Source organism: Natronospira bacteriovora, from assembly GCF_030848495.1.
In the GTDB taxonomy this organism is placed as follows: Bacteria; Pseudomonadota; Gammaproteobacteria; order Natronospirales; family Natronospiraceae; genus Natronospira; species Natronospira bacteriovora.
This window is the reverse complement of record NZ_JAVDDT010000006.1, coordinates 113601-140491: the sequence shown is the minus strand read 5'-3', so window position 1 is coordinate 140491 and position 26891 is coordinate 113601. Positions and strand designations below refer to the sequence as shown.

The window sequence follows — 26891 nt, the reverse complement described above, 5'->3', positions numbered from 1 at the left end:
CCCCGTTCTTCATTCTTCCCGCAGCACCAGCATGGGCGAGCGCGTCACCACACGCCGGGTTGCCACCCAGCCGGCCGACATCAGCAGCAGCATGCCCACCAGCATGCTCCCGGGAACCAGGGTCAGGGCCGGCTGGTATTCCAGCTCGAACACGCGCACGGCCAGCTGCCAGCCCGCCACGCTGGCGCCAACACCCGCCAGCAGGCCAGCGAGGGCCCCGGCAACACCGAATTCCGTGGCCACGGTGGCCAGGACATGGCGCCGGCGGCCACCCAGGGCGCGCACGAGGGCACTCTCGAAACGGCGCTGATCCCGCGAGGCCTGAACCGCGGCAAACAGCACGGTGAGGCCCGCCAGCAGTGTGAACAGGAAAACGTATTCCACCGCCAGGGAAGCCCGGTCGATGATGTCCCGCACCTGTTGCAGGATGCTGTCCACATCAATCACCGTCACGCTGGGGTAGGCCCGCACCAGATGGCGCAGTTCCGGGCGGGCCTCGGCAGGAACGTACACGCTGGTAATCCAGGTGGCGGAGAATTCGTCCAGCAGGTCCGGGGGCACCAGCACGAAGAAATTGGTGTTGAAGGAATCCCAGCGCACGCTGCGCAGATTGCTGACGGTGAGCTCGATCTCCTCGCCACCAATACGGTAGCGAAGGCGATCACCGATGCCCACGCCCAGGGCCTCGGCGATCTCCTCTTCCAGCGAGACCAGGGCCTGGTCGTGCTGTTCCTCGTTCCACCACTGGCCGGCTACCACCCGGTTGTCCGCCTGCGGTTCGCTGGCCCAGCTCAGGTTGGCGTCCCGCTGCACGAAGCGGCTGCCCCGCTCCGAGGGGAAGTCGATGCCGTCCGCATCCCGGTCATTGATGGCGATCAGGCGGCCACGTACCAGGGCATCGAAACGGGTGGAGGGGACACCGATGTCCTCGAGGATCTCCGCCACCCCCTCGCGTTCGTCCGGCTGAATGTTGATCAGGAAATGATTGGGAGCGTCATCCGGCACCGTGGCCCGCCAGCCGTCCAGCAGATCGCCACGCACGGTGGTGAGCAGGGCCAGCACCATCAGGCCCAGCCCGAAGGCGGTCATCATGGCCAGGCTGCGGCCAGGGTAGCGGACCAGATTGCCCAGGCCCTGGCGCCAGGCCGAGCCCATGTGGCCGCCGACACGGCGCAGGCCGGCAATCAGCACCAGGCCGCCGGCCATCAGCAGGAGCAGGGTGGCGCCGCCCCCGATCAACACCGCGGCCGACAGCATGGGATCGCGGGCCTGGCTCATGATCAGTGCGGCAATGGCGGTGATGGCGGTGCCATAGATCAGCCAGGCACTGGGCGCCGGTGGTGCCAGCTCCCGTCGCAGCACACGCGCGGGCGGGGTGCGGCGCAGGCGCATCAGGGGCGGCAGGGCAAAGCCCAGCATCAGGATCAGGGCCGTGCCCAGGCCCATGGCCACGGCGGCCCCCGGTTCGGCGGCGGGCAGTGACTCGCCCAGGAGATTGCCCAGGGTGGCCACCAGGCCCCATTGGGCCAGCCAGCCCAGGACCACGCCGGCCGTGGCGGCCAGCAGGCCCAGCACCAGCATCTGGGTCAGCAGCAGCCCCAGCACCTGTCCCTGCCGGCTGCCCAGGGTTTTCATGATGGCGACGGCATCCAGGCGTCGACGCGCCCACTCCCGTGCGGACAGGGCGACCGCCACCGCCGCCACCATGACGCTCACCAGGGCGGCCAGTCCGAGGAAGCGTTCGGCGCGATCAATGGCGGCACCGATCTCCTGCCGGCTTTCCGAGACATCCTGCAGGCGCTGGCCACTTTCCAGGCGTTCCCCTGCCCAGTGCTGCCATTCACGCAGCGGGCCCCGTTCACCCGCCACCAGCAGGCGCCAGCTGATGCGGCTGCCGGGCCGCAGCAGTCCGGTGCTGTCGAGATCGCTTTTTGCCATCAGCACCGCCGGTGCCACATCGGCAAAGCCGATGCCCTGGTCCGGCAGGTCGGCGAGTATGCGGCGCACCTCGAACGTCCGTTCACCGATCTCCAGCGACTCCCCCGGTGACAGATCCAGACTGGCCAGCAGACGGGCATCCGCCCACACCGTGCCGGGCTCGACCCGATCCCGGGTCACCTGGCCGGGACCGAAGGCCTGTTCACTGATGCGCAGCTCCCCGCGCAGGGGGTAGGCCGCTTCCACGGCACGCAGATCCACCAGCTGGGTACCGGTATCGCTGGCCACCACCGTGGGCAGGGTGGCCACCTCGGCGGTGTTCAGTCCACGCCGTTCGGCTTCCTCGCGAAAATGGGGCGGCAGCGGATCGCGGGAGCGCAGCAGACTGTCCGCCGCCAGTACTTCCGCGGCCCGACGTTCCATGGCGGCACTGACCCGGTCGGTGAAAAAACCCACCGCGCTGATGGCGGTCACGGCAATCACCAGGGCGGTGGCCAGTACCAGCAGTTCACCGGCCCGCCATTCCCGGGCGAGCCAGCGCAGGGCCAGGCCGGGGCGAAAGTCTCCGGACCCGCTCACGCCGCCGCCTCCTGCAGGCGACCATCGTCCAGGGCAATACGGCGATGGCAGCGTTCGGCCAGGCGTTCGTCGTGGGTGACCAGCACCAGCGTCGTGCCGTCCTCTTCATTCATGCTGAACAGCAGATCGCGAATCTTTTCCCCGGTTCGATTGTCCAGATTGCCGGTGGGCTCGTCTGCAAACAGCAGGGCGGGGCCGGTGGCGAAGGCGCGGGCGATGGCTACCCGTTGCTGCTCACCGCCGGAGAGCTGTCGCGGGTAATGGGCTTCCCGGGCACTGAGACCGACCCGCGCAAGGGCTCGGCGGGCGCGCTCCCGGGCCTGGCCGCGATTGCCCAGTTCCAGCGGCAGCATCACGTTCTCCAGTGCCGTCAGGCCGGGGATGAGATGGAAGGCCTGGAACACGAAGCCCACCTGGCGTGCGCGCACCGAGGCCCGGCCGTCCTCGTCGAGGGTGGTGAGTTCGGCGTCGCCGATGTGGATGGAGCCACGGGTGGGCAGATCGAGGCCCGCCAGCAGGCCGAGCAGGGTGCTCTTGCCGGATCCGGAGGCGCCCACGATGGCCAGGCTGTCGCCCGCATCGACGGCCAGGCTGATGTCGTCAACAATGGTCAGTGTTCCACCCGGGCTGCTAACCTCCCGGGAAACATGATCCGCCCGGAGTATCGCCGTGTTACGTGCTGCCTCATTCATCTGCCTGCTCCTGCTGCTTTGTGCGCTCAGCGTTCAGGCTGAGCAAGATACCAGTCCCGGGCCCATTCTGGTGATTGGCGACAGCCTCAGCGCCGATTACGGCTTTGACCGTGCCCAGGGCTGGGTCAATCTGCTGGAGGCCCGCCTGGACGAGCGCGGTGAATCCCGTGGCGTGGTCAATGCCGCCATCAGCGGCGACACCACCCGCAGCGGACGCGCACGCATTGCGGCCGCCCTCGAGCGTCATGAGCCCTCCCTCGTCATCATCCAGCTCGGTGGCAACGACGGCCTGCGGGGGCTGCCGGTGGAGGAAACCGCCGCCAACCTGCGCCAGATGATTGCCGCCAGCCAGGCCGCCGGGGCCCGGGTGCTGCTGGTGGGGGTGCGCATGCCGCCCAATTACGGTCGCCGCTTTACCGAGGCCTTCGCCGACATGTACCGGACCGTCGCCGCGGACACGGGCGTGGTCCTGGTGCCCCGCATTCTCGAAGGGGTCGCCGAGCGGGAAAACCTCATGCAGGCGGACGGCATCCACCCCACGGCGGAAGCGCAGCCCCTGATCCTGGACAATCTCTGGCCCGCCATCGAAGGCCTTCTCGAAACCAACTGAACCCATTTCTTCCTCCTCTGTCGACCGGCGGCTGACGGCGTGTCAGCCGCCGGTGTGCCAGTGTGCCCGGCTGTCGGCCCCTGCACACTTCCACCCTGCCTGGCGTAAAACTTTTCTGGACTTTACCTATACAAAGATTATACTTCCTGTACACGGACTGCCAGCAGGCAGCCAATTTTTATCGAAGGGAAGGTCCGGAATGCGTATTGCGGTGGTGGGTTCGGGAATCTCCGGTCTGGGTGCGGCCTGGTTGTTGTCGGCCGAGCACGAGGTGGTGCTGTATGAATCCGCGACTCGTTTCGGGGGCCACACCAATACGGTGACGGTCCGCGAGGGCGATCGCCATGTGCCGGTGGATACCGGTTTCATCGTATTCAATGACCTCAATTACCCGCATCTGTCGTCCCTGTTCCGTCACCTCGGCGTGGCCTCGGCGGAAAGCGACATGTCCTTCGCCGCCTCCCTGGGCGAGGGTGAGATCGAGTACGCCGGTGACAACTTGCTCAAGCTGTTCGCCCAGCCCGCCAACCTGTTCCGCCCCAGCCACTGGCGAATGCTGGCCGACATCCTGAAATTCAATCAGCGAGCCATCGACTGGCTCGATCAGCAGGCCGGGAAGCGGGGTGGCGGTGAGCAAGCCCTCACACTGGGCCAGTTTCTCCATCACCATGGTTTCGGAATGGAACTGAGTGAGCGCTATCTGCTGCCCATGGCGGCCGCGATCTGGTCGGCGCCCATGGCCAGAATCCTGGATTTTCCGGCCATCAGTTTCCTGCGCTTCTTCCGCAACCACGGCCTGCTTCAGGTCAACGAACGGCCCCAGTGGCGAACGGTCACGGGGGGCGGCCGGGAGTATGTCCGGCGTCTGATCGAGCCGCTGGGTGACCGCGCCATCGCCGGCATCGGCGTGGAGGGCATTCGGCGCACGCCCGCCGGCGTCCTGGTTCGGGACAGCAACGGCCACGAGGCGGAATACGAGCAGGTGGTGCTGGCGAGCCACGCGGATCAGTCCCTGGCTCTGCTCGAGGATGCCGACGAACAGGAGCGCCGCGTGCTCTCCGCCTTCCGCTTCCAGGCCAACCGTGCCTGGTTGCACAGCGATTCCCGCCTGATGCCACGACGTCGCCGAGTGTGGGCCTCCTGGAACTACCTGGCGGATCGCAGAACCCGGGAGGATAGCCGGGTGGCGGTGTCCTACTGGATGAACCGTCTGCAACCGCTGGCCTCGGAGCGGAACTATTTCGTCACTCTGAATCCGGCGCAGCGACCCGATCCCGCGGTCACCTGGCATTGCGTGGATTATGAGCATCCGGTTTTCGATCTGTCGGCCCTGCGCGCCCAGGAACATCTGCCTGCCATTCAGGGCCAACGTGGACTATGGTTCTGTGGTGCATGGACGGCCTATGGTTTTCACGAGGACGGGCTGCGCTCGGCCGTGAACGTCTGTAATGCCATGGGTGTGCACGCCCCCTGGCAGCAGGGGGTCGCTGATTCCCGCCGGCGGCTGGCGCCCCCTGCGCCAGCCGTTGAGGCGCTCATGGAGGAGGGCTGATTGATGCGGTCAGCCACTTACGATTGCCAGGTGATGCATCGGCGGCAGACGCCGCGGTTCTATCGTTTCCGCTATCGCGTCTTCAGTCTGCTGCTGGACATCGACGAGCTGGACGAGCTCGCCGGCCGTCTGCGCCTGTTTTCCCGCAACCGCTTCAATCTGGTCAGCTTCCATGACCGGGATTTCGGCCCCCGCGACGGTAGCGATCTGCGCCAGTGGGCCGAAGGCCTGCTGCGCCAGTCCGGCCTGGTACCGGACGGCGGTTCCATGCGCATCCTGTGTTTCCCCCGGGTGCTGGGCTACGGTTTCAATCCCCTCTCCGCGTGGTACTGCCATCGCCGTGATGGCGAGCTCATGGCGGTCATTCTCGAAGTGCGCAATACCTTCGGTGAAAAACACCATTACCTGATTCCCGTAAGCGACGGTCAGGTGAACTGGCCACGGGCCTGGTGGGCGGACAAGGCCTTCCACGTATCCCCCTTCATCGGTCCCGATGCCCGTTACTGCTTTCGCCTGCGCGAGCCCGATGAGCAGCTGCTGGTGCGGGTGGAAGAGTTCTTTGGTGGCGTCCCTCCGGTGGACGGCGGCCAGCCCCACATGCTGGCCACCTGGTCGGGCCGGCGTCGCGAACTCAGTGACCGCACGCTGCTTCGCCTGGCCCTGCGCCTGCCGCCCCTGGGCATCCGCATCATCACCCTGATTCACTGGCATGCCCTCAAGCTGTGGCTGAGGGGTGTGCCCTTTCATCGCAAGCCTGCTCCCCCGACGAAGGAGGCGACGGTCACATGTCCGCAGAACGACCCCTCTCACTGAAGCGCACCGGCCGCCCCGGTCTGGCCGAGACGCTGCTGTTTCGCGCCGCCCGTCGCATCCAGTACGGTGCCCTGGAAATTCATCTGCCCGGGCAGGGCGGTCGCCTGTTTTCGGGGCCGGAATCGGGGCCGACGGGGGTGTTGCAGATCAACGATCGCCATCTGTTTCGCCGTCTGCTGTCCCGGGGAGACCTGGGCTTTGCCGAGGCCTACATGGCGGGTGAGTGGAGTACACCTGACCTCGGCAGTCTGCTGGCCTGTCTGGATCGCAACCTCGATCATTTCGAGTCACTGGAACGGGGCCGTGCCCTGCTGCGCTGGTTGCAGGCGCTGCATCAGCGCTTCGTGCGCCGCAACAACCGCATCGGCAGTCAGCGCAACATTGCCCATCACTATGACCTGGGCAATGACTTCTACCGCCTCTGGCTCGATCCCAGCATGACCTACTCCTCTGCCCGCTTCGAGGAAGACGTGCAGGATCTGGAGCAGGCCCAGCTGGCCAAATACGATCACCTGCTGGCCATGACCGGGGCCCTGCCCGGCGATCACATTCTGGAAATCGGTTGCGGCTGGGGCGGCTTCGCCATTCGTGCCGCCCAGACCCTGGGCTGTCGGGTGACGGGGGTCACCGTGTCCCGTGAGCAGCTTGCCCTGGCACGGCAACGGGCACGGGACGCCGGCGTGGAAGATCGGGTTTCCTTTCGCTTCCAGGACTACCGCGACATCGAAGAGCAATTCGATCACATCGTGTCCATCGAAATGTTCGAGGCCGTGGGCGAGGCCTACTGGCCGGTCTATTTCGACACCCTGCGCCGACGCCTGCGGCCGGGCGGTCGCGCCGTTCTCCAGGTCATCACCATTGATGACCGCTACTTCGAACGCTACCGACGGGACATCGACTTCATCCGCCGCTACATCTTTCCGGGCGGCGTATTGCCCTCACCCTCGGCCCTGGACGAGCAGTATCAGCGGGCCGGCCTCAAGGCGCTCAAAAGCGAGTTCCACGGCCTGGACTACGCCTGCACCCTGAACGCCTGGGCACGCCGCTTCCGGTCCGTGGAAGCCGACATTCGGGCACAGGGGTTCGATGCCCGCTTCCAGCGCATGTGGGAATACTATCTGGCCTATTGCGAGGCCGGCTTCCAGAGCGGCCGCATCAACCTCCTGCAGACCGTTCTCGGACACGACGATGCAGACTGATCGTCCAGGCAGCGGCCGTCTGCTGGCCTATGGTTTGCCCGGTCTGCCTCTGGCCGCGGTTGGCCTGCCCCTGTATATCTTCCTGCCGGCCTTCTATCACGAGTCACTGGGTCTCCCTCTCGGGGTCGTGGGGCTGGTGCTGCTGATTGCGCGCATCTGGGACGTGGTCACCGACCCACTGGTGGGCAGTCTCACCGACTATCGCGGCAGCCGCTGGGGCCGCCGCAAGCCCTGGATGGTGGCCGGTGCACCGTTGTTCATGCTGGGTGTCTGGTTGTTGATGGTGCCCCCGTCCGGGGCGGGCGCATCCCATTTGCTGCTGTGGTCCCTGGTGGCCTATCTGGGCTGGACCATGATCCAGCTGCCCTACGTGGCCATGGGGGCCGAGCTGTCGGGGGACTACCATCAGCGATCCCGCATCACGGTCTTCCGGGAGGGCTTCGTGGTGGTGGGTACCCTGGCGGCGGTCATCGTCCCCGGGGCCATGGAAGAGATGGGTGCGGCCCGGGGAGATGCCCTGCGGGTCCTGGCGGCGGCCATGGTGATGCTGCTGCCATTGGCATTGCTGATCCTGTTGTGGCGGGTGCAGGAGCCGCCACGCCCGGCGAGGAAGCTGGTGCCCTGGGGGGAGGGCCTGCGCCTGCTCGCGGAAAATCGTCCCTTCCGGCGGTTGTTGCTGGCCTATCTGGTCAACGGAATGGCCAACGCCCTGCCGGCCAGCCTTTTCATTCTCTTTGCCACGGAAGTGCTCGGTGCCGGCGACCGGATTGGTCTGCTGCTGATTGTCTATTTCCTCTCGGCCGTGGTGGCATTGCCCTTTTGGCTCAGGGCCTCCCGACGTTTCGGCAAGCACCGTATCTGGGCCGTCTCCATGGCCTGGGCCGCCCTCATCTTCGCCTTCGTGCCGCTGCTCGGAGAGGGGGATTTCCACTGGTTCCTGCTGATTACCATTCTCACCGGTTTCAGTCTTGGCGTGGATCAGGCCATTCCGGCCTCCATGCAGGCTGACGTGGTGGATGAGGACAGTGCGCGGGGTGGCGGTGGACGGGCCGGCCTCTACTTCGGGCTCTGGAACATGGCAACCAAGTTTGCCTGGGCACTGGCCGTGGGGATCGCCTTCCCCGTTCTTGACCTGGCCGGATTCGAATCCGGCGGACAGAACGCCCAGGGTAGCCTGCTGACCCTGTCCCTGCTGTACGGCGCCGCCCCGGTTGCCGCCAAGCTGGCCGTCATTCCCCTGGTCTGGCGGTTCCCGCTCGATCAGCAGCGACAGGCCCGCCTGCAGACCACCATCGCGGAACATCAGCGTCAGCTGGGAGGTGCCGCATGAACGCCCGATTCCCGATCATTCTTGCCCTGTTCGCCGGCCTGACCGCCACCTCGCTGCCGGCACAGGAATCATTCCATCAGCGCCTGCTGGTCGAGCAGCTCCTCGATCGAGCGGATCACGGGCGCTTCGACGAAGCGGGCGTAGCGGCCGCTGCGGTCAAGCAGAACCGCCCGGCACCCGGCCTCCAGAGCACCGGCCACATCCCTGAGCGGGTCATCACCCACATGCATTATCTCTGCGGGACGGAGCTCGAGACGCCGCGCGGCTTCCTCGAACATGCGTGGATCGGGTTTCGCTGCCCCCACCTCGATGGCGGAGAGGGAGAAACGGAAGACGCCGTCCAGCCCGGTCCGGCTGATGTCCGCATTGCCGTTGCTCAGGGCGGCCAGGGGGTAGCGACTGGACAAGGACTCAAGGGTCGATCGCGCACCCGGGAACAGAGTGACTCGCTGACGATGCGAGAAGAAGGCCTGGAAGGCCGGCTCGGCCAGAGCCTCGTCCACGCCGGCCTCCCGGCAGGCCCGCTGGAGGGAGAGCCGGCGCAGACGGCTGAGATCGTGGGCCAACTCCGGGTGAGCCAGACCGGTGTCGACGCGCAGCCGACGCAGATCGTCCACATGGAAACGCCGTGCCACGGCCGGGGCGTTCTCTCGGAACCAGCGGTGAACCGCCATGTCCGCTGAATCAATGACGGGCGCCACCGGCCAGAGCGTGTCGTCGAGATCGAAGGTGATGGCGCGTATGAGTGACATGACAATCCGTTGACGGGCTGCCTGTGGGCCCGGCGGCCCCAGGGAGCGAAATGCGGGGCGGTATTATAAATGAAGGCCGCCTGAATCCCTCAAAGGGCCGGAATCCGGATCAAAGGTCAGCTGAAAGCACCTCCCGATGTATCGGGAATGTATAATAAAGATGCAATTTTCCACCAGAGCCGCCGCAAGGGTGGCCCCAGGGGGCAGAAATCGCCATGGTCAGTGTCCGCAATGAATTGGTTCCCATCCGCACCGTATCCCAGATCACCGGGGTCAATCCCGTCACCCTTCGGGCCTGGGAGCGACGCTATGGGCTGATCCGGCCGAAGCGCACACCAAAGGGGCACCGGCTATACAGCCGCGACGACATCGAAATGATCCATCGCGTGCTGACCCTGCTGGAGCGGGGCATGTCCATCGGCCAGGTGCGCAATGCCCTCGAGAACGAGGTAATCGAAGACGATACCCAGGGCCCCGACGACAACTGGGAGGTCTACCGCAAGCGCATGCTGCTGGCCATCACCCGCTTCGATGAGTCTGGCCTGGAAGAAACCTACAACGAGGTTTTGGCGCTCTATCCGGTCAGCCTGGTGACCCGCCAGATGATCGTGCCCCTGCTCAGGGATCTCGGTGATCGATGGGAGAATGGGGAAGGCAGCGTGGCCGAGGAGCATTTCTTTGGCTGTTATCTTCGCAACAAGCTGGGTGCCCGTTTCCATCATCGCCCCAAGCAGGTGCGGGGTGCCCGCCTTCTGATGGCCTGTCTGCCGGATGAGTATCACGAGATCGGCCTGCTCCTGGTGGCCCTGGCCGCCAGCAGCCGTGGCTTCGACATCGTGCTGCTGGGGGCGAACATGCCGCTGGAGGAACTGCCCCAGGCCGTGACCCAGGCGCGTGCCGACGCCATCGTGCTGTCAGGCTCGGTCAAGCCCTCCGCCCGAACCCTGCAGGATCGCCTGCCCGAGGTGGTGTCGGCCGCCAGGGTGCCGGTTTTCGTTGGCGGTGTGGGCCCCGCCCAGGTGGCCGAGGAAATCCGCGCCATGGGTGCCATCATGCTGGGCGATGACGTTGACGCCGGGCTGCGCAAGCTGGCCGAGCACCTGGATGCCCACAAGCCCCGGCCGATCGCTTCCCGCCGCAGGACTTGAAGGCCCCACCCCCACCGGGGCCGGCAAATCCTTGCCCGGCCCCTCGCCGCAATGCTATATGTTGGCAGGTCAATCACGCCTTGGACGGTATCCCGCTGCCTGGAACCCGCAATCGGCTCACTGGTTCCGGCCCGAGGCCGTGAAAAATCCCCATCCCGCTCCCCCGGATCGGGCGGATGCCGGGAGTCCGGCGTCTGAATGCTAGGAGACCGCTGTGGTGGACAAAATCTGGCTTGATCAGTACCCCGAAGGTGTGCCGGCTGAGGCTGATGTGGAGGCCTATCAGTCGATCAAGGAAATCTTCGAAGAGAGTGTCAGAAAGTACCGGGACCTCCCGGCTTTCGAGAACATGGGCACCGTCATCACCTATGCGGAACTGGATCAGCGCAGCCGCTACTTCGCGGCCTATCTGCAGAAGGTACTTGGCCTGCAGAAGGGCGACCCGGTTGCCATCATGATGCCCAACTGCCTGCAATACCCGGTGGCCCTGTTCGGTATTCTGCGCGCTGGCCTGACCGTGGTGAACGTCAATCCGCTTTACACCGAGCGCGAGCTCAAGCACCAGCTGAAGGATTCCGGCGCCAAGGCCATCGTCATCGTGGAGAACTTCTGCAAGACCTTGCAGAGCGTCATCGACGAGACGGAAGTGCGCTCCGTGCTGACCACCCGCCTGGGTGACATGCTGGGCTTTCCCAAGTCCATGATCGTCAATTTCGTGGTCAGGCACATCAAGAAGATGGTGCCGGAATGGGACATCCCGTCGGCACAGACCTTCGAGCGGGCAATTTCGGAAGGCAAGTGGCAGACACTGGAAGATGTCACCCTGAGCCGGGACGATACGGCCTTCCTGCAGTACACGGGAGGCACCACGGGCCTGGCCAAGGGGGCCGTGCTCACCCATGGAAACATGGTGGCCAACATGCAGCAGGCAGCCGCCTGGCTGGGTGATGAGATTGAGGAAGGCCGCGAGATCGTGGTCACGGCACTACCCCTTTATCACATCTTTTCCCTGACGGCGAACTGCATGGTGTTCATGCGCACCGGTGGCAAGAACCTCCTGATTACCAATCCCCGGGATATCCCCACCTTCATCAAGACCATTCGCAAGTCCGGCTTCACGGCCATCACCGGTGTGAACACCCTGTTCAATGCCCTGCTCAATCACCCGGATTTCAAGTCCGTGGATTTCAGCAGGCTCAAGATGGCCCTTGGCGGCGGCATGGCGGTGCAGCGGGTGGTAGCCGAACGCTGGGAGGAAGTAACCGGCGCACCCATGCTGGAGGCCTACGGTCTCACCGAAACGTCACCGGCGGTGACCATCAACCCGCTCAATATCAAGGATTTCACGGGCAGTATCGGCCTGCCGATTCCCAATACCGAGGTCATCATTCTCGACGATGAAGGCAACGTTCTGCCCCAGGGTGAATCCGGTGAGTTGGCCGTGCGTGGGCCCCAGGTGATGAAGGAGTATCTGAACCAGCCGGAGGAGACGAAGAAGACCTTCACCGAGGACGGCTTCTTCAAGACCGGTGACGTGGCGAAGATGGATGAAAAGGGTTTCGTCTACATCGTTGATCGCAAGAAGGACATGATCAACGTCTCCGGCTTCAATGTTTACCCCAATGAAATCGAAGAGGTCGCCTCGGGCATTGATGGTGTGCTGGAAGTGGCAGCCATCGGCATCCCGGATGAGAAGTCCGGTGAAGTGGTCAAGCTCTGGGTGGTCAGAAAGGACGAAAGCCTGACCGAGGAGAAGATCATCGAGCACTGTCGCGAGCAGCTCACCGGCTACAAGGTCCCCAAGAAAGTGGCCTTCGCCGAAGAACTGCCCAAGACCAATGTGGGCAAGATCCTCCGCCGCAAACTGCGCGAGGATGACCCGGATGCAAATGAGGGCTGAAGCCCGCAACAATCAATCGTAATCGTAATCGGCCTTTTCCAGCGCTGGAAAAAGCCGATTACGACTACGACTACGACTAAACCTCACGTCGCCAGCAACGCTTCCAGATCCGCCAGTGTCCCCCGTCGCATGGGTTTCCCATCCACCGGGCTCTTGGGGGCGTGACCGCGCTCATGAATGCCGAAGACGGTGATGTCGATGCCCACGTCGCCGGCAATGAATCGGTAGACAGGATAATCGGCGTGATTGCCATTGGCGCGGCGCAGTCGGCGTTCATCGATGTCCACCGGAATGCCTTTGTCCATCAGATGCATGTAGACCGCTTCGGGCATGTCGGCGAAGACGTGGATACCGATATCACTGTGCAGGGTAGCGTTGCCGTCAAGTACGCCACCCACCAGCCTGGGTGAAAAGGGCTTGAGCAGTTTCATTGCTTCGGCGGCCGCCTGCCGCATTTCCCGCAGGTGCTCTTCCTGCTCTTCACCCTGGAACAGCCGAAGGTACTCCGTGAGAGCCGATTCGATCTCGACGTTGTTGGGGATCAGGCCCCGTTGCTGCGAGCCACCCAGGCCCAGGCGATCGGCCGCCTTGCGTTTCGCTACGAGGTAATCACGGACCCCTTCCTCGGCCAGTATCCGGGCGGCTTCCTGGGCAAGACGGGAGCGGAGTTGCTCACTGCGTTTGGGGCTGAGTGATCTGGCCATGGCATTCCTCCGGGACAGCATGGACCTGGCGGGATGCCCCAGCGCCGGCCGGTATCGGCACCGGCAGGCGGTGAGGTATGGATCAGAGCTTCCCTGAATTCCCTGGAAACAGGGTCGCCCTTGATGCGAAAAAAAACAAGCCCCCTGTTCCTCCTTGGGAAGCAGGGGGCTGCGTTCATTGCATGGCCCGTCATTGAATGACCAAGGGTGGCCGCCTTTCAGAAAAGATCATCCGCGGCGCTGTCTTCCTGGTCGCTGCGTTCTTCCCGTTCCGGCAGCTCACCTTCCCGAAACAGCTCGAACATGCCATTGGGATGATCGGCGCCAACCACGAGCCCGGACTCTCGGGAGATGCGGACACTGACCATGCCCGCGGGCTGTTCCAGTGTTCGCTCCGGCATTCCACTCAGTGCCTGGCCCATGAAATCCGTCCAGATGGGCAGCGCCGCGCCGGCACCGCCTTCCCTTGGCCCCAGGGACTGGGAACGGTCGAAACCGATCCAGGCCGTGGCCACCAGGTCGGGGTTGTAGCCACTGAACCAGGCGTCGCGGTATTCATTGGCCGTGCCCGTCTTGCCCGCAAGATCACGTCGGCCCAGCGTCCGCATGGCATGCCGACCGGTTCCATGGCGGATGACGTCGCGAAGCATGCTGTCCATGAGATAGGCGTTCTGGGGATTGATGACGCGCTCGGCCGGGCGCAATGGCTGCGAGGGAGAAAGCTCGTCATCGAACAGATCCGGGTGCCAGGCCGTGGTCACCGCATCGTTCTCGTCATTCGGCGCGGTGATGTCCGTGAGGTAGCCGTTGGCCAGCTCGGGCTGTTCACATTCCGGACACACGGTGGCCGGCTGGGCCGTGAAGACGGCCTCGCCGTGCCGGTCTTCGATGCGCTCGATGAACCAGGGATCAACCCGGTAACCGCCATTGGCAAACACCGCATAGCCTTGCGTGAGCTGCAGCGGGGTCAGGTCACCGGATCCCAGGGCCAGGGAAAGATCACGGGGCAGACTGTGATCCTCGAAGCCGAAGGGCTCAAGGTGACGCACCGTTGGCCAGACACCCACGTCGCGGAGAACCCGCACCGACACCAGGTTGCGTGAATGAACCAGTGCCTCTCTCAGGCGGGTGGGGCCGAAGAAACGGCCCGTGTAGTTGGTGGGGCGCCAGACATCTTCCAGGGCTGCATCCTCGAACACCACGGGCGCGTCGTTGATCAGCGTGGCAGCCGTGAAGCCGTTCTCCAGGGCCGCGGAGTAGATGAATGGCTTGAAGGCCGAGCCCGGTTGCCGCAGGGCCTGCACCGCGCGGTTGAACTGGCTGTGGCGGAAATCGAAGCCGCCGGCCAGGGCAATGATGGCGCCATCCTGCGGGTCCAGTGCCACCACGGTGCCCTCCACTTCCGGCACCTGGGCCAGGCCCCAGCGATCGCCCTGGTTCTGGAGGAACACCACATCGCCCATCATCACCACATCGGCAGGCTTCTCCGGCGGATCACCGACCCGGGCCCGATTGATGAAGGGCCGTGCCCATTCCATGGTGTCGAAGTCCACCGTCAGGCGTTCACCCATGCGGTTGACGGCCTCGAAATGGGCCTCGTCCACCGCCGCAACCACCACGGGTTCCAGGCCGCCGATGCGGTAGTAACTGGCCAGCGTGGATGCCCAGGCTCGATCGTCGTCGGGGTTTTCCGGCATGGCCACCTGACCCACGGCCCCACGCCAGCCGTGACGGCGATCGTAGGCCATCAGGCCCCGTCGCAGGGCGGCCGTCGCGGCATCCTGCCGCTCAGGGTCGATGGTGGTGTAGACGCGAAAGCCTTCGGTATAGGCGTCTTCACCGTAGGCATCCAGCATGTGCTGGCGCACCATTTCGCTGACAAATGGCGCGGAGGCCTCGACAACGGCGCCATGGTGGCTGGCCGTCACCGGTGCCATGACGGCCTCGGCATATTCTTCCTGGCTGATGATGCCCCGTTCCAGCATGCGACCGAGCACATAACCCCGGCGTTGCACGGCCCGTTCCGGGTTACTCAGGGGATTGGCGCGGGACGGTGCCTGGGGCAGGCCGGCGATCATGGCCATCTCCGCCAGGCTGAGCTCGTCCACCGTCTTGCCGTAATAGACCTCGGCCGCCGCGGCCACGCCGAAGGCACGGTGGCCCAGGAATATCTTGTTGAGATAGAGGCTGAGGATTTCTTCCTTGCTCAACTCCCGCTCGATCTTGAGCGCCAGGAAGATTTCGCTGATCTTGCGGATGTAGGTCCGGTCCCGGGTCAGGAAGAAATTGCGTGCCACCTGCATGGTGATGGTGGAACCGCCCTGGGTGCGTTCCCGGGTCCGTATCAGGTTGATCGTGGCCCGTATCAGGCCCTGATAATCCACCCCGGGGTGCTGATAGAAACGGTCATCCTCTGCCGCGATGAAGGCTTCACGCAGGCGTTCGGGAAATTCCTCGTAGGCCAGGGGGCGGCGACGCTCTTCACCGAACTCCGCCATCAGGCGACCGTCGCGGCTGTAGACCCGCATCGGCACCTTCATCTCCACTTCGCGCAGCACCTCCACGTCCGGATGATCCGGCGCCACGTAAAGGTAGGCCGCCACCACAACGACCACCGCCACCACGAACAGGGTGAAGCCGGTGGCCAGAAGGAAACCGAGCACTCTCAGAAAACGCTGCATTCCATTCCCCGGGGGATTATCCAATCGTCAATCGTCCAATTATAAGGTGTGTCGCGGCTTCGGGCACAGCGCCGACCGGCGAAAAGTGCCCATTTCGCGGGCTAAGTCACTGAGAATTAATGAAATTAATCCCAATATCCCTGGCCCTCATTCGCAAGTCCTTCCCCGCGGGGCGGTGTGGTTGCCGCGCCCGCCCCTTGCGCCCGCTAATAAGCCGCATTTGATTTGACGGCATGATGATATATAGTTCAATGCATGTCTTAATGTTTTGGGCCATATTCTGCCGCCAAGTTGCCGTCTGAGAAAGGAAAAACGCTGTGTTCTCGAAGCGACGATCAAAGCCGATGCTCGGCCTCGACATCTCCACCTCCTCGGTGAAGGTGATCGAGCTGAGCCAGACCAAGGCGGGATACCGCGTGGATCACTACGCGGCCGAGCCCATGCCTCAGAACGCGATCTCCGACAAGGTGATCGTGGACATTGACGCCACCGGGGACGCGGTGCGGGCAGCGGTGAAGCGCTCCGGCACCCGCACCAAGCTGGCGGCAGTGGCCATTGGCGGCGCCTCGGTGATCACCAAGGTGATCGCGCTCCCGGCCGGCCTCAGCGGCAAGGAGCTGGAGGAGCAGGTGGAGCTGCAGGCGGATCAGTACATTCCCTTCCCCCTGGAAGAGGTCTCCTACGACTTCGAGGTGCAGGGCCCGTCGGAATCCGATCCCGAGATGGTGGACGTGCTGATCGCGGCCACCCGCAGCGAGAACGTGGAACACCGTCAGGCGGTGCTGGAAGCGGCCGGTCTCCAGGCCAAGGTCGTGGATATCGAATCCGATGCCCTGGAGAACGCCTGCGGCCTGCTCACCCATCAGATGCCGGACAATGGCCTGGACAAGAGCATTGCCGTGGTCGACTTCGGCGCCACCACCACCACCTTCAGCATCCTGTTCGATCGCAAGGTGGCCTATACCCGTGATCAGGCCTTTGGTGGCCGCCAGCTCACCGAGGAGATCATGCGCGCCTACGGTCTGTCCTTCGAGGAAGCCGGCAAGGCCAAGAAGGAGGGCGGGCTGCCCGGTAACTACGAGAGTGAGATTCTCGAGCCCTTCGTGGATGACATGGCCCAGCAGATCAATCGTTCCCTGCAGTTCTACCTGTCCTCGGGCAGTGGCAGCGGGCAACTGGATCAGGTCATCGTCTGCGGGGGCTGTGCCGCCATTCCCGGCGTGGATCAGATGATTCAGGAACGCCTGGATGTGCCCACGGTGATCGGCAACCCCTTCGGCGAGATGAAGTTGTCATCCCGGGCCAGGGCCCAGAACGTGGAAAAGGATGCGCCTGCTTTGATGATTGCCTGCGGGCTGGCGCTCAGGAGTTTTGACTGATGCCAAGAATCAACCTCCTGCCGTGGCGCGAAGAAGCTCGCAAGCAGCGGCAAAAAGAATTCGGGGTGCAGATGGCCGGCGCCGCCATCCTCGGCGGACTGATGCTTTTCTACGCCCATACAACGGTCAGCGGCTGGATCGATCATCAGCAGCAGCGCAATAACCGTCTGCAGGCGGAAATCCGCCAGCTGGAAGAGAAGATCGCCGAGATTGAAGACCTGCAGGACACCAAGGAGCGGCTGCTGGCGCGCATGCGCATCATCGAGGAGTTGCAGAAGAGCCGCCCCAATGGCGTGCGTCTCTTCGATGACCTGGTGCAGACCCTCCCCTCCGGTGTCTATCTGCGGGAAGTCACGCAGAGCGGCGCCAATCTGACCATTCGCGGCGTGGCCGAGTCCCAGGCGCGTGTGGCGGCCTACATGCGAGCCATCGATGGAGCCGCCTGGCTGGGTGATCCGGATCTTCAGGGCATTGAATCCCGGGCGGAACGTGGCGGGCAGGCCCGTATTCGCGAATTCACCATTCGGGCACGACAGGTCACACCAGGCGGGGAGAGCAGCTGACATGGATCTCAGGAAACTCAATGAGATCGACATCAACGATCTCCGCAACATTGATTTCTCGGACATGGCCGAGTGGCCGGTGGCGGGCCGCATGGTCATGGTCGCCATCATTGTCGCCGGCGTTGTTGCCGGTGGTTATTTTTTCCACATCCAGGACCAGCTTGAGCGACTGGAGCGCCTTGAAAGACAGGAAAGAGAACTGCGCACCCAGTTCGAATCACGTCAGGAGCGCGCCGCCAACCTGGATGACTACAAGAACCAGCTAGACGAAATGCGTGCCTCCTTCGGCACCATGCTGCGTCAGCTTCCGGGTGAGGCAGAAGTGCCGGCATTGCTGATTGATATTTCCGAAACCGCCGCGGCATCCGGACTGGAATCGGATCTCTTTGAACCGCGCCCCCCGGTGGAGCGGGACTTCTATGCCGAGTTGCCCTATCGCCTGCGGCTGCGCGGCACGTATCACGAGTTCGGACAATTCGCCAATGATGTGGCCAAGCTGCCCCGTATTGTCACTCTGCATGATATCCGTATCCGTCCGCGTGACGGCGGTGAGCTTGAGGTGGAGATGATCGCCAAGACCTACCGCTACCTTGGTGAAGACGACGGAGGCCTGTGAGCATGAAAACAACAATGCCATCCACCGATCGTCGAATCCTGGCCATTGCCGTTGTTCTTCTCGGCCTCGGCATGGCTGCCTGTGAGCAGGACATGAGTGACCTGGATCGTTACATTGCCGAAGTCAATCAACGACCGGGTGGTCAGATTGAGCCGATCCCGCAAATCGAGCCCTACGAGGGTTTTACCTATTCGGTTCAGGGTGAACGTTCCCCCTTCGAGCCGGATGATCGACTTCGCCCTGATGCCGTGGACACCACGGGGGAAGGCCCACGCCCGGACATGGATCGGCGTCAGGAATACCTGGAACGTTTCCCGCTGGATGGTCTTCGCATGCAGGGCGTCCTGGAGATGGGCGGGCGCCTGTTCGCCATCGTGCGAGACCCCGATGGCACCGTTCACCGGGTCACCATCGGCAATTACCTGGGTCAGAACCACGGCGAGGTCATCGCCATTACCGAAAGCCATATCACTTTGACGGAGCTGGTTCCCGACGGTACCGGTGGCTGGAACGCGCGTGAACGGCGTCTCAGCCTCAGGGACTGAAGGGACAGGAGAGACAGACATGGGGATCAAGACCATTTACAGCAAGCATCACCTGCTGGCCGCCACCGGCCTGCTGCTGATGCTGTTCACCACCCAGGCCGTGGCCCAGTCATCCGGCCAGCATCGCCTGGAAGACGTGAATGTCTCTACCCTGCCGGGCGATCGGGTGGAAATCCGCCTGCGCCTGAGTGGGCCCGCCGCCGCGCCACAGAGCTTCACCATTGATGAGCCGGCCCGTCTGGTACTGGATCTGGCGGATACGCGTCTGGGTCTGCGTGACCGTCGCCATGACATCAGTGTCGGCGCCGTGCGCAACCTGATGCTTGCCGAAGCACAGAACCGGACCCGTGTGGTCATCAGCCTGGCCAGTACGCAGCCTTATGACGTTCATACCGAAGGCAATGACATCTACATCACCGTGGGTGACGCCGGCCAGCGTGACCAGCTTCGTACCCCGGATCGGCCCAGCGTCGCCCCCTTTGAACAGCCGGACACGGAAGACCGCCGGGCTGTTCGTGAATCCCGTATCGAGAAGATCGATTTCCGCCGGGGTGATCAGGGCGAAGGCCGGGTGCTGGTCGAGCTGAGCGATGACCGTGTCCCCATCGACATTGACGAAACGTCCGAACGTATCCTCGTGACCTTTCAGAACGCCAATGTGGCAAGAGAGTTCGAGCGGCGCCTGGACGTGCTGGACTTCGCCACGCCGGTTCGCACCATCGATACCCGCCGTGGTCCGGAAGGGGTGGAAGTGGACGTGCGGGTGACCGGTGAATATGAGCAGGTGGCCTATCAGTCGGAAAACCTCTTTGCGCTCGAATTCCGGCCACTCACCGAACGGGAAGTGGAAGAGCGTCAGGAACGTGAATTCACCGGCGAGCGTCTTACCCTGAACTTCCAGGACATCGAGACCCGTGCCGTTCTGCAGCTGATTGCGGATTTCACCGATCTCAACATCGTGGTCAGTGACACCGTGACCGGCAACGTGACCCTGCGGCTCCAGAATGTGCCCTGGGACCAGGCGCTGGACATCATCCTGAAGACACGGGGCCTGGATACCCGCCAGACTGGCAACGTCATTCTGGTGGCCCCGGCTCAGGAGATTGCACAGCGTGAACAGCAGGAGCTGCAGGCCCGGCAGGCCCGTGAGGAATTGGTTCCCCTGCGCTCCGAATTCATTCAGATCAACTACGCCCGTGCCGGCGACCTGGCTCGCCTGATCCGTTCCGAGGAGTCCCGCATGCTGTCGGAGCGCGGCAATGTGGCCGTTGATGAGCGTACCAATACCCTGCTGATCCAGGACACGGACGATCGCCTGGGTGATGTGCGGCGCATGGTCAATCGTCTCGACATACCCGTGCGTCAGGTGTTGATCGAGTCCCGCATCGTGGTTGCCACCAGTGACTTCAACCGGGAGCTGGGTGCCCGCTTCGGCGTGACCCATGCCCGTGAGCGAGGTGACAACGGCGTCATCGCCGTCACCGGCGGCGCCGCGGGCAGCGATGTGATGATTCGTTCCGGTCTCAACAACATCCAGAACACCGGCCAGCCCTTCCCGGTGACGACACCCAGCCTGAACGATCGTCTCAACGTGAATCTGCCGGTGGCCTCCCCGGCCGGTCGCTTCTCCATGGCCATCCTGGATTCCGATTACCTGGTGGATCTGGAGCTTTCCGCCCTGCAGTCCCAGGGCCGGGGTGAAGTGATTTCCAGTCCCCGTGTGATCACGGCGGATCAGAAGGAAGCTTCCATCTCCCAGGGTGTCGAAATCCCCTACCAAACGGTTCAGGCGGGTGGTGGTGCCGGTTCGGTTACCACGGAATTCAAGGAAGCCGTACTCTCACTCACCGTGACGCCTCAGATCACACCGGATGAACGCATCATCATGGATCTTGAGGTCTCCAATGACACCATTGGTGAGGAAGTGCCCAGCGCCACCGGTGGTTTCGTGCCCAGTATCGACACCCGCGTGGTACGTACCCAGGCCGCCGTCAACAATGGTGAAACCGTGGTGCTTGGCGGCATCTACGAGACCCAGCGCCAGGAAGGTGAGTCCCGTGTGCCGATTCTGGGTGATATTCCGGGTCTCGGCATGCTGTTCCGTTCCACGACCCGCAGCGCCAGCAAAGCAGAGCTGTTGGTGTTCGTTACACCGAAATTGCTCAAGGACGATGCCCGGATCAACTGACATACGGCATCAGAGTACCGACGGGAGACACGGTGTCTGATCTACAATCAAGCAAGGTATGCACTGCCCGGCCTTGCCGGGCAGTGTTGCCAGAATGATGACAAGACGAGGGGAGACCAACCCGCCGGGTTGGCGACACTCGGGGAGATCTGATCAATGAATATGCGCTTTCTTCTAGCCCTGATTTTCATGAGCTTCATTGCCCTGGCGGGCTGTGAAAGCGATACCGGTACCATGGTTCAGCCGGGTACGGGTACGGATGCCCCGGATGATGACGATGACGACGATGATGATACCGATCCCGGCGAAGGTGCCACCGGCGCCGGCCTGATCCTTGGCAGCGGTGAGGGTGAGGACTTTCAGGCGGGAGTGCTGGAGCTGGGCATGAGCACCATCGCCTCCGGCGGCTCCACGGGCGTCATGGGGCGCCTTGTGGATGAAGACGGCAACCCGCCGTCCCAGGATTATCAGGTCAACCTGACCTCCACCTGCGTCGAGGAAGGCATTGCCAATATTCTCAGCCCGGTGACCGCCATTGGCGGGGAATTCCAGTCCACCTACACGGCCCAGGGCTGTGCCGGTGAGGACACCATCACGGCGACGGTCAATGTGGGCGACGGCGGTGACTCGGTTACCCTGGTCGCCTCGGCCACTGTTGAGGTCGAAGAAGCGACTCTGGGCTCACTCGTCTTTGTTGATGCCGACCCGCAGCTCATCGGCCTGCGGGGCATGGGCGTGGCCGGAATCAGCGAGACCTCCACCGTCACCTTCCAGGTTCAGGACACCCAGGGCAATCCCACGCCGGGTCGCAACGTGCAGTTCAGCCTCAGTACCTCCGTGGGCGGTATCGCCCTCTCCACCGAACTGAGCACCAGCAACAGCCAGGGCCTGGTTACCACCCAGGTGATCTCCGGAACCGTGGCCACCTCAGTACGCGTCAATGCCCGCGTGGTGGACACCAACGTGACTTCACAGTCCAGTCAGCTATCCATCAGTACCGGGATCGCGGAAGAAGCCGGCATTTCACTGGGGCTGGATATTTACAACCCGCCCGTGCAGCGTTGCCTGGGCGCTCGTATCCCGATACGGGTGCACGCTCGCGACCGTTTCTCCAATCCGGTGGTCGATGGCACCGTGGTGCATTTCTCTACCGAGGGTGGCCGTATCCAATCCAGTTGCATGACGGAAGACGGCGAGTGTGAAGTGGAATGGGTCAGTCAGGATCCAATGCCGATGCGTTCCACCATCCTCGCGTACATGGAAGGGGAAGAGAGTTTCAAGGATCGTACCGGTGACGGGCTTTTCGGTACGGAAGAAGCCAGTTTTGGCCCCCATCAGGGCAGCTATGACTGGGATGATCCTGATGAAGACGAAAGTATTGGCTGGATCGACACCGGCGAGCCTTTTCGGGATGACAATGAGAGCGGCAGCTTCGAGCCCGGCATTGATGGTTTCTTTTGGGATTATCATGGAACCGGGGAGTGGACCGGCCCCAACAGTCTCTATGACGGCGCACTCTGTGGTTACGGCATTGAGGATGAAGCCACTCGTGAGCAGTTCCAGGAACAGAACTGCGGGCTTCCCCAGGCACCCATTGGGCGGCAGACGGTGATGGTCTTGGCCGATAACCTGAACGTCAGTATTGATGCGCCAGCGAGTTATACCGTGGGTGGCGCCCCCTTGACGTTCACCGTCAGCGGGCCAATGGATCAGACCTTGCCCTTGGGGTCCACCATTGCGCTGGAAACTGATTACGGTGAAGTGCTTGGTCAGGATACCGTGACAATTGGCAACACCAATTTTGATGGCCCCAACGTCGTCGAATTCATCATCTCCGAGTCCGGCGAGGAAGACACCAGCATCTGTGAGATCGGTGTGATCACGGTCACCACGCCGGCCGACCTCTGTGGTGGGGCCGGAGTCATTGTGCAGCGGGAAATCGAGATTTGCGGCAGTACCTCTTGATACAGGGCAGCTGATGAAGGGCCTGCCCCACTGGGCAGGCCCTTTGTTTTTCGGCACTATTTACCCATCGATTGGCGCAGAGGCCCGAACCCGGGCGGCCAATCTCTTTCTCCTTCCGAGGGCATGGCATGGAGACACCGACCAGAATCTTTCTTGTCGGTCCCATGGGGGCCGGCAAGTCTTCCATCGGGCGCGAACTGGCCCGGCGGCTGGGTTATCCATTCCATGACACCGATGATTACCTGCGGGAACGCACCGGCGTGGACATTGCCACCATCTTCGATTTCGAGGGTGAAGCCGGCTTTCGCAAGCGGGAACATGATGCCCTCGCCGAACTGAGCCGCCAGGAACCCATTGTCCTGGCCACCGGCGGTGGCACGGTGATCCTGGATGAGAATCGTCGCCTGCTGGCCGAGCGCGGATTCGTGGTCTACCTGCGCACCAGCCTGGAATATCAACTCGCCCGCACCCGCCAGTCCCGTCACGATCGACCGCTCCTGGAAACCGAGGATCCCGAGAGAAAACTGCGGGAACTGGCCGAACAGCGTGACCCCCTCTACCGGGAGCTGGCCGACATGACCGTGGACACCGATGGTCAGTCGGTCAAGCAGGTGATGCGAAAACTGGCACTGGAAATTCACGGCGCCGATTGAGCGAGTCCTGCCCATGCCCCGTTTGATCGTTGAGCTCGCAGATCGTAGCTACCCCATCCATGCGGATCGTGGCCTACTGAACGATTCTGATTTCCTGCACCAGACTCTGCAGCAGCCCCGCCTGTTATTGGTCACGGACGAGAACGTGGCCCCCCATTGGCTGGCGCCCCTGCAGCGGGCCCTCGGTGAGCGCCTGGTGCATGCCGTGGTCTTGCCCGCCGGCGAGGCCCAGAAAAACCTCGTCACCCTGGAGCGCCTGTTCGATGAACTGGCCCGGCATCGCATCGGCCGGGACGGCGCGCTGCTGGCTCTCGGTGGCGGTGTGGTTGGCGATCTGACGGGTTTCGCCGCGGCCTGTTGGCAGCGTGGCACGGCTTTTCACCAGATTCCCACCACGCTCTTGGCCCAGGTGGATGCCTCGGTGGGCGGCAAGACCGCCGTCAACCACCCCAGCGGAAAGAACCTGATCGGAGCCTTTCACCAGCCCCGGAGCGTCATTGCCGACACGGCGACCCTCAGTACCCTGCCGGATCGCGAGTTCCGGGCCGGTCTGGCCGAGGTGATCAAACACGCCCTGATCGCCGATCTGGAGCTGCTGGTCTGGCTGGAGTCGCGCGTACGCGAGCTGAATGACCGTGATCCAGAGACGGTCGCCGAGTGCGTGATTCGCTGCTGTCGCATCAAGGCGGCCGTGGTGGCCGAGGATGAAACCGAGCAGGGGCGACGCGCCATCCTGAACTTTGGTCATACCTTCGCTCATGTCATCGAGGGAGCCTGCGGCTACGGAGAATGGCTGCATGGGGAAGCCGTGGCCGCCGGCATGGCGCTCGCCCTGGAGCTGTCCCGCCGCCTCGGCAACATCAACGAGGAAGGGCGGGACCGGGGAATTGCGCTGATGCGCGACCTGCAGCTGCCCGTGAATGCACCGGCACTGGATCATCAGACCTGGCTGGACTGGATGGCGCGGGACAAGAAAGCCACCGCCAGCGGCCTGCGACTGATCGTTCTGGATCGTCTGGGCCACGCCAGCGTGCGCGGCGATGTGAGTGAGGCCGATCTGCTCGCCACCATTGCCTGGCGGCCCGCCGCAGAAGACTGATCCCTCGGGTACAATAGCGCCACTGATTCCAAGGAGAGCGCCGTGTACCAACACAAGTCCATTCCCGCCGAAGAGCGCCTGATCTTTGCCCTGGATGTTGCCGACACCGACAGTGCCCGTGAGCTGGTAGAGCAGCTGGGCGACAGCGTCCGTTTCTACAAGATCGGCCTTGAGCTGTTCATGGCCGATGGCTTCTTCGACTTTCTCGACTGGCTGCTTGCCCGGGATGCCAGGGTCTTCGTGGATCTGAAGTTCTTCGACGTGCCGGCCACCGTGGCCGCCGCCGTCCGCCAGCTGTCCAGGCGGGGCGCCCACTTCTGCACCATCCACGGCAACCAGAGCATCATGGAGGCCGCCGCGCAAGCCCGCTCCGGTCATCTCAAGGTGCTGGCCGTCACCGCCCTGACCAGTCTGGATCGCGGCGATCTGGACGACCTGGGCTTCCAGTGTGACGTGGAAGCCCTGGTGCTTTCCCGTGCCCGGCGCGCCCTGGAGGCCGGCTGCGATGGCGTGGTTGCCTCCGGCATGGAAGTACAGAAGATGCGCGAGGCCGTGGATAACCGCCTGCTGGTCATCACGCCCGGCATTCGCCCGGTGGAGAATCGTGGCGACGACGACCAGAAGCGCGTGGTGACCGTGGAAGAGGCTTTCCACAACGGCGCGGACTACATCGTTGTCGGCCGCCCCATCCGCAAGGCGGAGAACCCGAAGGCCGCGGCCGAAGCCATTCAGTCCACTATCCGTGAGGTGTTCGAGCAATGAGCGCGGAACTTCAGAACGATCGTCTGCTGCGAGCCCTGTTGCGTGAGCCCGTGGATCGTACCCCGGTCTGGATGATGCGCCAGGCCGGCCGTTATCTGCCGGAGTACCGGGCCACCCGGGAAAAGGCCGGCAGCTTCGTCAAGCTGATGAAGAACCCGGACATGGCCTGTGAAGTCACCCTCCAGCCACTGGAGCGCTTCCCCCTGGATGCCGCCATCCTCTTCTCCGACATCCTCACCATTCCGGATGCCATGGGCTGCGGGCTGTATTTCGTGCAGGGTGAAGGGCCGAAATTCGAGCGCACCGTGCGCAGCGCCGCCCAGGTGGATGCCTTGCCACGCCCGGATATCGAGGATGATCTGGGCTATGTCACCGATGCCGTGCGCACCATCCGCCGGGCACTGAATGGCCGCGTCCCCCTGATCGGATTCAGCGGCAGCCCCTGGACCCTGGCCACCTACATGGTGGAGGGCGGCTCCAGCAAGGATTTCGCCACCATCAAGGGCATGGCCTGGGACGCGCCGGAGGTGCTCGATCGCCTCCTGGACAAGCTGGTGGATTCGGTCACCGATTACCTCAACGCCCAGATCCGGGCCGGCGCCCAGGCCGTCCAGATCTTCGACACCTGGGGCGGCGCCCTGAGTCCCGCCCATTATCGTCGATTCTCACTCCATCCCATGGCCCGCATCGTGGAAAACCTGATCCGCGAGCACGAAGGCCGCCGGGTTCCGGTCATCCTGTTCACCAAGGGTGGCGGTCAATGGCTGGAGGCCATGGCCGAGACCGGCTGTGACGCCCTCGGCCTGGACTGGACCATCGACATTGGCGAGGCACGTCGACGCGTCGGTCACAAGGTCGCCCTCCAGGGCAACCTAGACCCCGCCGCCCTGAACGCCTCACCCGCCCGCATCCGCGAAGCCGTTTCCGAGATCCTCGCCAGCTATGGCCACGGCGAAGGCCATGTCTTCAACCTCGGCCACGGCATCACCCCCAAAATCCCGCCCGAACACGCCGGCGCCATGATTGATGCGGTGGTGAAATTGAGCCCGCAATATCATCACGGCGGTTGAGGCGGAAAATGTCGTTGTCGTTGTCGTTGTCGTACTCGGCCTTTTGAATTTTTTTGGGGGGCTAAAAAAAGACGATTACGACAACGACAACGACAACGACAACGAGCGGCATTCTTCGGGGTTTTTGGGGCATAAAAAAGCCCCCGGCGGTTA

Annotated in this window: 22 protein-coding genes; 17 read left to right on the top strand and 5 right to left on the bottom strand. The window is 63.4% G+C overall.

The window, feature by feature from the left end:
• Positions 1-9: 9 nt before the first annotated feature.
• Positions 10-2517, bottom strand: a complete 2508-nt coding sequence (locus tag RBH19_RS10060) for an ABC transporter permease (protein ID WP_306728716.1) — start codon at positions 2515-2517, stop codon at positions 10-12.
• Complete coding sequence (locus tag RBH19_RS10055; protein WP_306728715.1) at positions 2514-3209, bottom strand: ABC transporter ATP-binding protein; 696 nt, start codon at positions 3207-3209, stop codon at positions 2514-2516. The genes RBH19_RS10060 and RBH19_RS10055 overlap by 4 nt, the downstream gene beginning before the upstream one ends.
• Here RBH19_RS10055 and RBH19_RS10050 point away from each other — a divergent pair.
• The 5 genes from RBH19_RS10050 to RBH19_RS10030 all read left to right on the top strand — a co-directional run bounded on the left by RBH19_RS10050 (position 3187) and on the right by RBH19_RS10030 (position 8713).
• Positions 3187-3819: an arylesterase gene (locus RBH19_RS10050; protein ID WP_306728714.1), complete on the top strand. Its 633-nt coding sequence runs from the start codon at positions 3187-3189 to the stop codon at positions 3817-3819. The genes RBH19_RS10055 and RBH19_RS10050 overlap by 23 nt on opposite strands.
• 199 nt (positions 3820-4018) lie before the next feature.
• The gene (locus RBH19_RS10045) at positions 4019-5371 is read left to right on the top strand and encodes an NAD(P)/FAD-dependent oxidoreductase (RefSeq protein WP_306728713.1); all 1353 of its coding nucleotides are present in this window, start codon (positions 4019-4021) and stop codon (positions 5369-5371) included.
• Between the two features lie 3 nt (positions 5372-5374).
• Complete coding sequence (locus tag RBH19_RS10040) at positions 5375-6184, top strand: DUF1365 domain-containing protein (RefSeq protein ID WP_306728712.1); 810 nt, start codon at positions 5375-5377, stop codon at positions 6182-6184.
• On the top strand, positions 6157-7383 hold the full coding sequence (locus RBH19_RS10035; protein WP_306728711.1) for an SAM-dependent methyltransferase: 1227 nt from the start codon (positions 6157-6159) through the stop codon (positions 7381-7383). Before RBH19_RS10040 ends, RBH19_RS10035 begins: the two co-directional genes overlap by 28 nt.
• Positions 7373-8713, top strand: coding sequence for an MFS transporter (locus tag RBH19_RS10030; RefSeq protein WP_306728710.1), 1341 nt, complete (start codon positions 7373-7375; stop codon positions 8711-8713). The genes RBH19_RS10035 and RBH19_RS10030 overlap by 11 nt, the downstream gene beginning before the upstream one ends.
• A gap of 68 nt (positions 8714-8781) precedes the next feature.
• Here RBH19_RS10030 and RBH19_RS10025 read toward each other — a convergent pair whose 3' ends face one another.
• The gene (locus tag RBH19_RS10025; protein ID WP_306728709.1) at positions 8782-9465 is read right to left on the bottom strand and encodes an HAD family hydrolase; all 684 of its coding nucleotides are present in this window, start codon (positions 9463-9465) and stop codon (positions 8782-8784) included.
• A gap of 215 nt (positions 9466-9680) precedes the next feature.
• Between RBH19_RS10025 and RBH19_RS10020 the strand changes: the two genes are divergently transcribed.
• Entirely contained in the window at positions 9681-10613 is a 933-nt protein-coding gene (locus tag RBH19_RS10020; RefSeq protein WP_306728708.1) for a MerR family transcriptional regulator, read from the top strand.
• Positions 10614-10830: 217 nt separating this feature from the next.
• Positions 10831-12513: an AMP-binding protein gene (locus RBH19_RS10015; protein ID WP_306728707.1), complete on the top strand. Its 1683-nt coding sequence runs from the start codon at positions 10831-10833 to the stop codon at positions 12511-12513.
• Positions 12514-12596: 83 nt separating this feature from the next.
• On the opposite strand, the gene RBH19_RS10010 is transcribed toward RBH19_RS10015, so the two are convergent.
• Entirely contained in the window at positions 12597-13217 is a 621-nt protein-coding gene (locus RBH19_RS10010) for a hypothetical protein (protein WP_306728706.1), read from the bottom strand.
• A gap of 218 nt (positions 13218-13435) precedes the next feature.
• The gene (locus RBH19_RS10005; RefSeq protein WP_306728705.1) at positions 13436-15898 is read right to left on the bottom strand and encodes a penicillin-binding protein 1A; all 2463 of its coding nucleotides are present in this window, start codon (positions 15896-15898) and stop codon (positions 13436-13438) included.
• 344 nt (positions 15899-16242) lie between these two features.
• Here RBH19_RS10005 and RBH19_RS10000 point away from each other — a divergent pair, with 344 nt between their 5' ends.
• The 10 genes from RBH19_RS10000 (at position 16243) to hemE (ending at position 26738) form a co-directional block, all read left to right on the top strand.
• A complete protein-coding gene (locus RBH19_RS10000) occupies positions 16243-17277 on the top strand; it encodes a pilus assembly protein PilM (RefSeq protein WP_306728798.1) in 1035 nt (344 codons plus the stop codon).
• Positions 17277-17840 (top strand): PilN domain-containing protein, encoded by a 564-nt coding sequence (locus RBH19_RS09995; RefSeq protein WP_306728704.1) that lies wholly within the window; start codon positions 17277-17279, stop codon positions 17838-17840. Before RBH19_RS10000 ends, RBH19_RS09995 begins: the two co-directional genes overlap by 1 nt.
• A gap of 1 nt (position 17841) precedes the next feature.
• Positions 17842-18456 carry a type IV pilus inner membrane component PilO gene (locus RBH19_RS09990; RefSeq protein ID WP_306728703.1) on the top strand — a complete coding sequence of 205 codons (615 nt, stop codon included), beginning with the start codon at positions 17842-17844 and terminating at the stop codon, positions 18454-18456.
• A gap of 2 nt (positions 18457-18458) precedes the next feature.
• Positions 18459-19001, top strand: a complete 543-nt coding sequence (locus RBH19_RS09985; RefSeq protein WP_306728702.1) for a pilus assembly protein PilP — start codon at positions 18459-18461, stop codon at positions 18999-19001.
• Between the two features lie 19 nt (positions 19002-19020).
• On the top strand, positions 19021-21189 hold the full coding sequence (locus RBH19_RS09980; protein ID WP_306728701.1) for a type IV pilus secretin PilQ: 2169 nt from the start codon (positions 19021-19023) through the stop codon (positions 21187-21189).
• Between the two features lie 156 nt (positions 21190-21345).
• The gene (locus RBH19_RS09975) at positions 21346-23154 is read left to right on the top strand and encodes an Ig-like domain-containing protein (RefSeq protein WP_306728700.1); all 1809 of its coding nucleotides are present in this window, start codon (positions 21346-21348) and stop codon (positions 23152-23154) included.
• 128 nt (positions 23155-23282) lie between these two features.
• Complete coding sequence (gene aroK / locus RBH19_RS09970; RefSeq protein ID WP_306728699.1) at positions 23283-23807, top strand: shikimate kinase AroK; 525 nt, start codon at positions 23283-23285, stop codon at positions 23805-23807.
• Between the two features lie 13 nt (positions 23808-23820).
• On the top strand, positions 23821-24906 hold the full coding sequence (gene aroB / locus RBH19_RS09965; RefSeq protein ID WP_306728698.1) for a 3-dehydroquinate synthase: 1086 nt from the start codon (positions 23821-23823) through the stop codon (positions 24904-24906).
• Positions 24907-24948: 42 nt separating this feature from the next.
• Positions 24949-25668 carry an orotidine-5'-phosphate decarboxylase gene (gene pyrF, locus RBH19_RS09960; protein WP_306728697.1) on the top strand — a complete coding sequence of 240 codons (720 nt, stop codon included), beginning with the start codon at positions 24949-24951 and terminating at the stop codon, positions 25666-25668.
• On the top strand, positions 25665-26738 hold the full coding sequence (gene hemE / locus RBH19_RS09955) for a uroporphyrinogen decarboxylase (protein WP_306728696.1): 1074 nt from the start codon (positions 25665-25667) through the stop codon (positions 26736-26738). Before pyrF ends, hemE begins: the two co-directional genes overlap by 4 nt.
• The last annotated feature ends 153 nt before the right edge of the window (positions 26739-26891 follow it).

Bases quoted from the DNA above. Each gene is read 5' to 3' on its own strand.
- RBH19_RS09980 (WP_306728701.1), top strand. From the start codon at position 19,021: ATGGGGATCAAGACCATTTACAGCAAGCATCACCTGCTGGCCGCCACC.
- RBH19_RS09975 (WP_306728700.1), top strand. From the start codon at position 21,346: ATGAATATGCGCTTTCTTCTAGCCCTGATTTTCATGAGCTTCATTGCC.
- hemE (WP_306728696.1), top strand. From the start codon at position 25,665: ATGAGCGCGGAACTTCAGAACGATCGTCTGCTGCGAGCCCTGTTGCGT.
- aroK (WP_306728699.1), top strand. From the start codon at position 23,283: ATGGAGACACCGACCAGAATCTTTCTTGTCGGTCCCATGGGGGCCGGC.
- RBH19_RS10055 (WP_306728715.1), bottom strand. From the start codon at position 3,209: ATGAATGAGGCAGCACGTAACACGGCGATACTCCGGGCGGATCATGTT.
- RBH19_RS10000 (WP_306728798.1), top strand. From the start codon at position 16,243: ATGCTCGGCCTCGACATCTCCACCTCCTCGGTGAAGGTGATCGAGCTG.
- RBH19_RS09995 (WP_306728704.1), top strand. From the start codon at position 17,277: ATGCCAAGAATCAACCTCCTGCCGTGGCGCGAAGAAGCTCGCAAGCAG.
- RBH19_RS10040 (WP_306728712.1), top strand. From the start codon at position 5,375: ATGCGGTCAGCCACTTACGATTGCCAGGTGATGCATCGGCGGCAGACG.
- RBH19_RS10035 (WP_306728711.1), top strand. From the start codon at position 6,157: ATGTCCGCAGAACGACCCCTCTCACTGAAGCGCACCGGCCGCCCCGGT.
- RBH19_RS10020 (WP_306728708.1), top strand. From the start codon at position 9,681: ATGGTCAGTGTCCGCAATGAATTGGTTCCCATCCGCACCGTATCCCAG.
- RBH19_RS10045 (WP_306728713.1), top strand. From the start codon at position 4,019: ATGCGTATTGCGGTGGTGGGTTCGGGAATCTCCGGTCTGGGTGCGGCC.
- RBH19_RS09985 (WP_306728702.1), top strand. From the start codon at position 18,459: ATGAAAACAACAATGCCATCCACCGATCGTCGAATCCTGGCCATTGCC.
- RBH19_RS10030 (WP_306728710.1), top strand. From the start codon at position 7,373: ATGCAGACTGATCGTCCAGGCAGCGGCCGTCTGCTGGCCTATGGTTTG.
- RBH19_RS10010 (WP_306728706.1), bottom strand. From the start codon at position 13,217: ATGGCCAGATCACTCAGCCCCAAACGCAGTGAGCAACTCCGCTCCCGT.
- RBH19_RS10005 (WP_306728705.1), bottom strand. From the start codon at position 15,898: ATGCAGCGTTTTCTGAGAGTGCTCGGTTTCCTTCTGGCCACCGGCTTC.
- aroB (WP_306728698.1), top strand. From the start codon at position 23,821: ATGCCCCGTTTGATCGTTGAGCTCGCAGATCGTAGCTACCCCATCCAT.
- RBH19_RS10025 (WP_306728709.1), bottom strand. From the start codon at position 9,465: ATGTCACTCATACGCGCCATCACCTTCGATCTCGACGACACGCTCTGG.
- RBH19_RS09990 (WP_306728703.1), top strand. From the start codon at position 17,842: ATGGATCTCAGGAAACTCAATGAGATCGACATCAACGATCTCCGCAAC.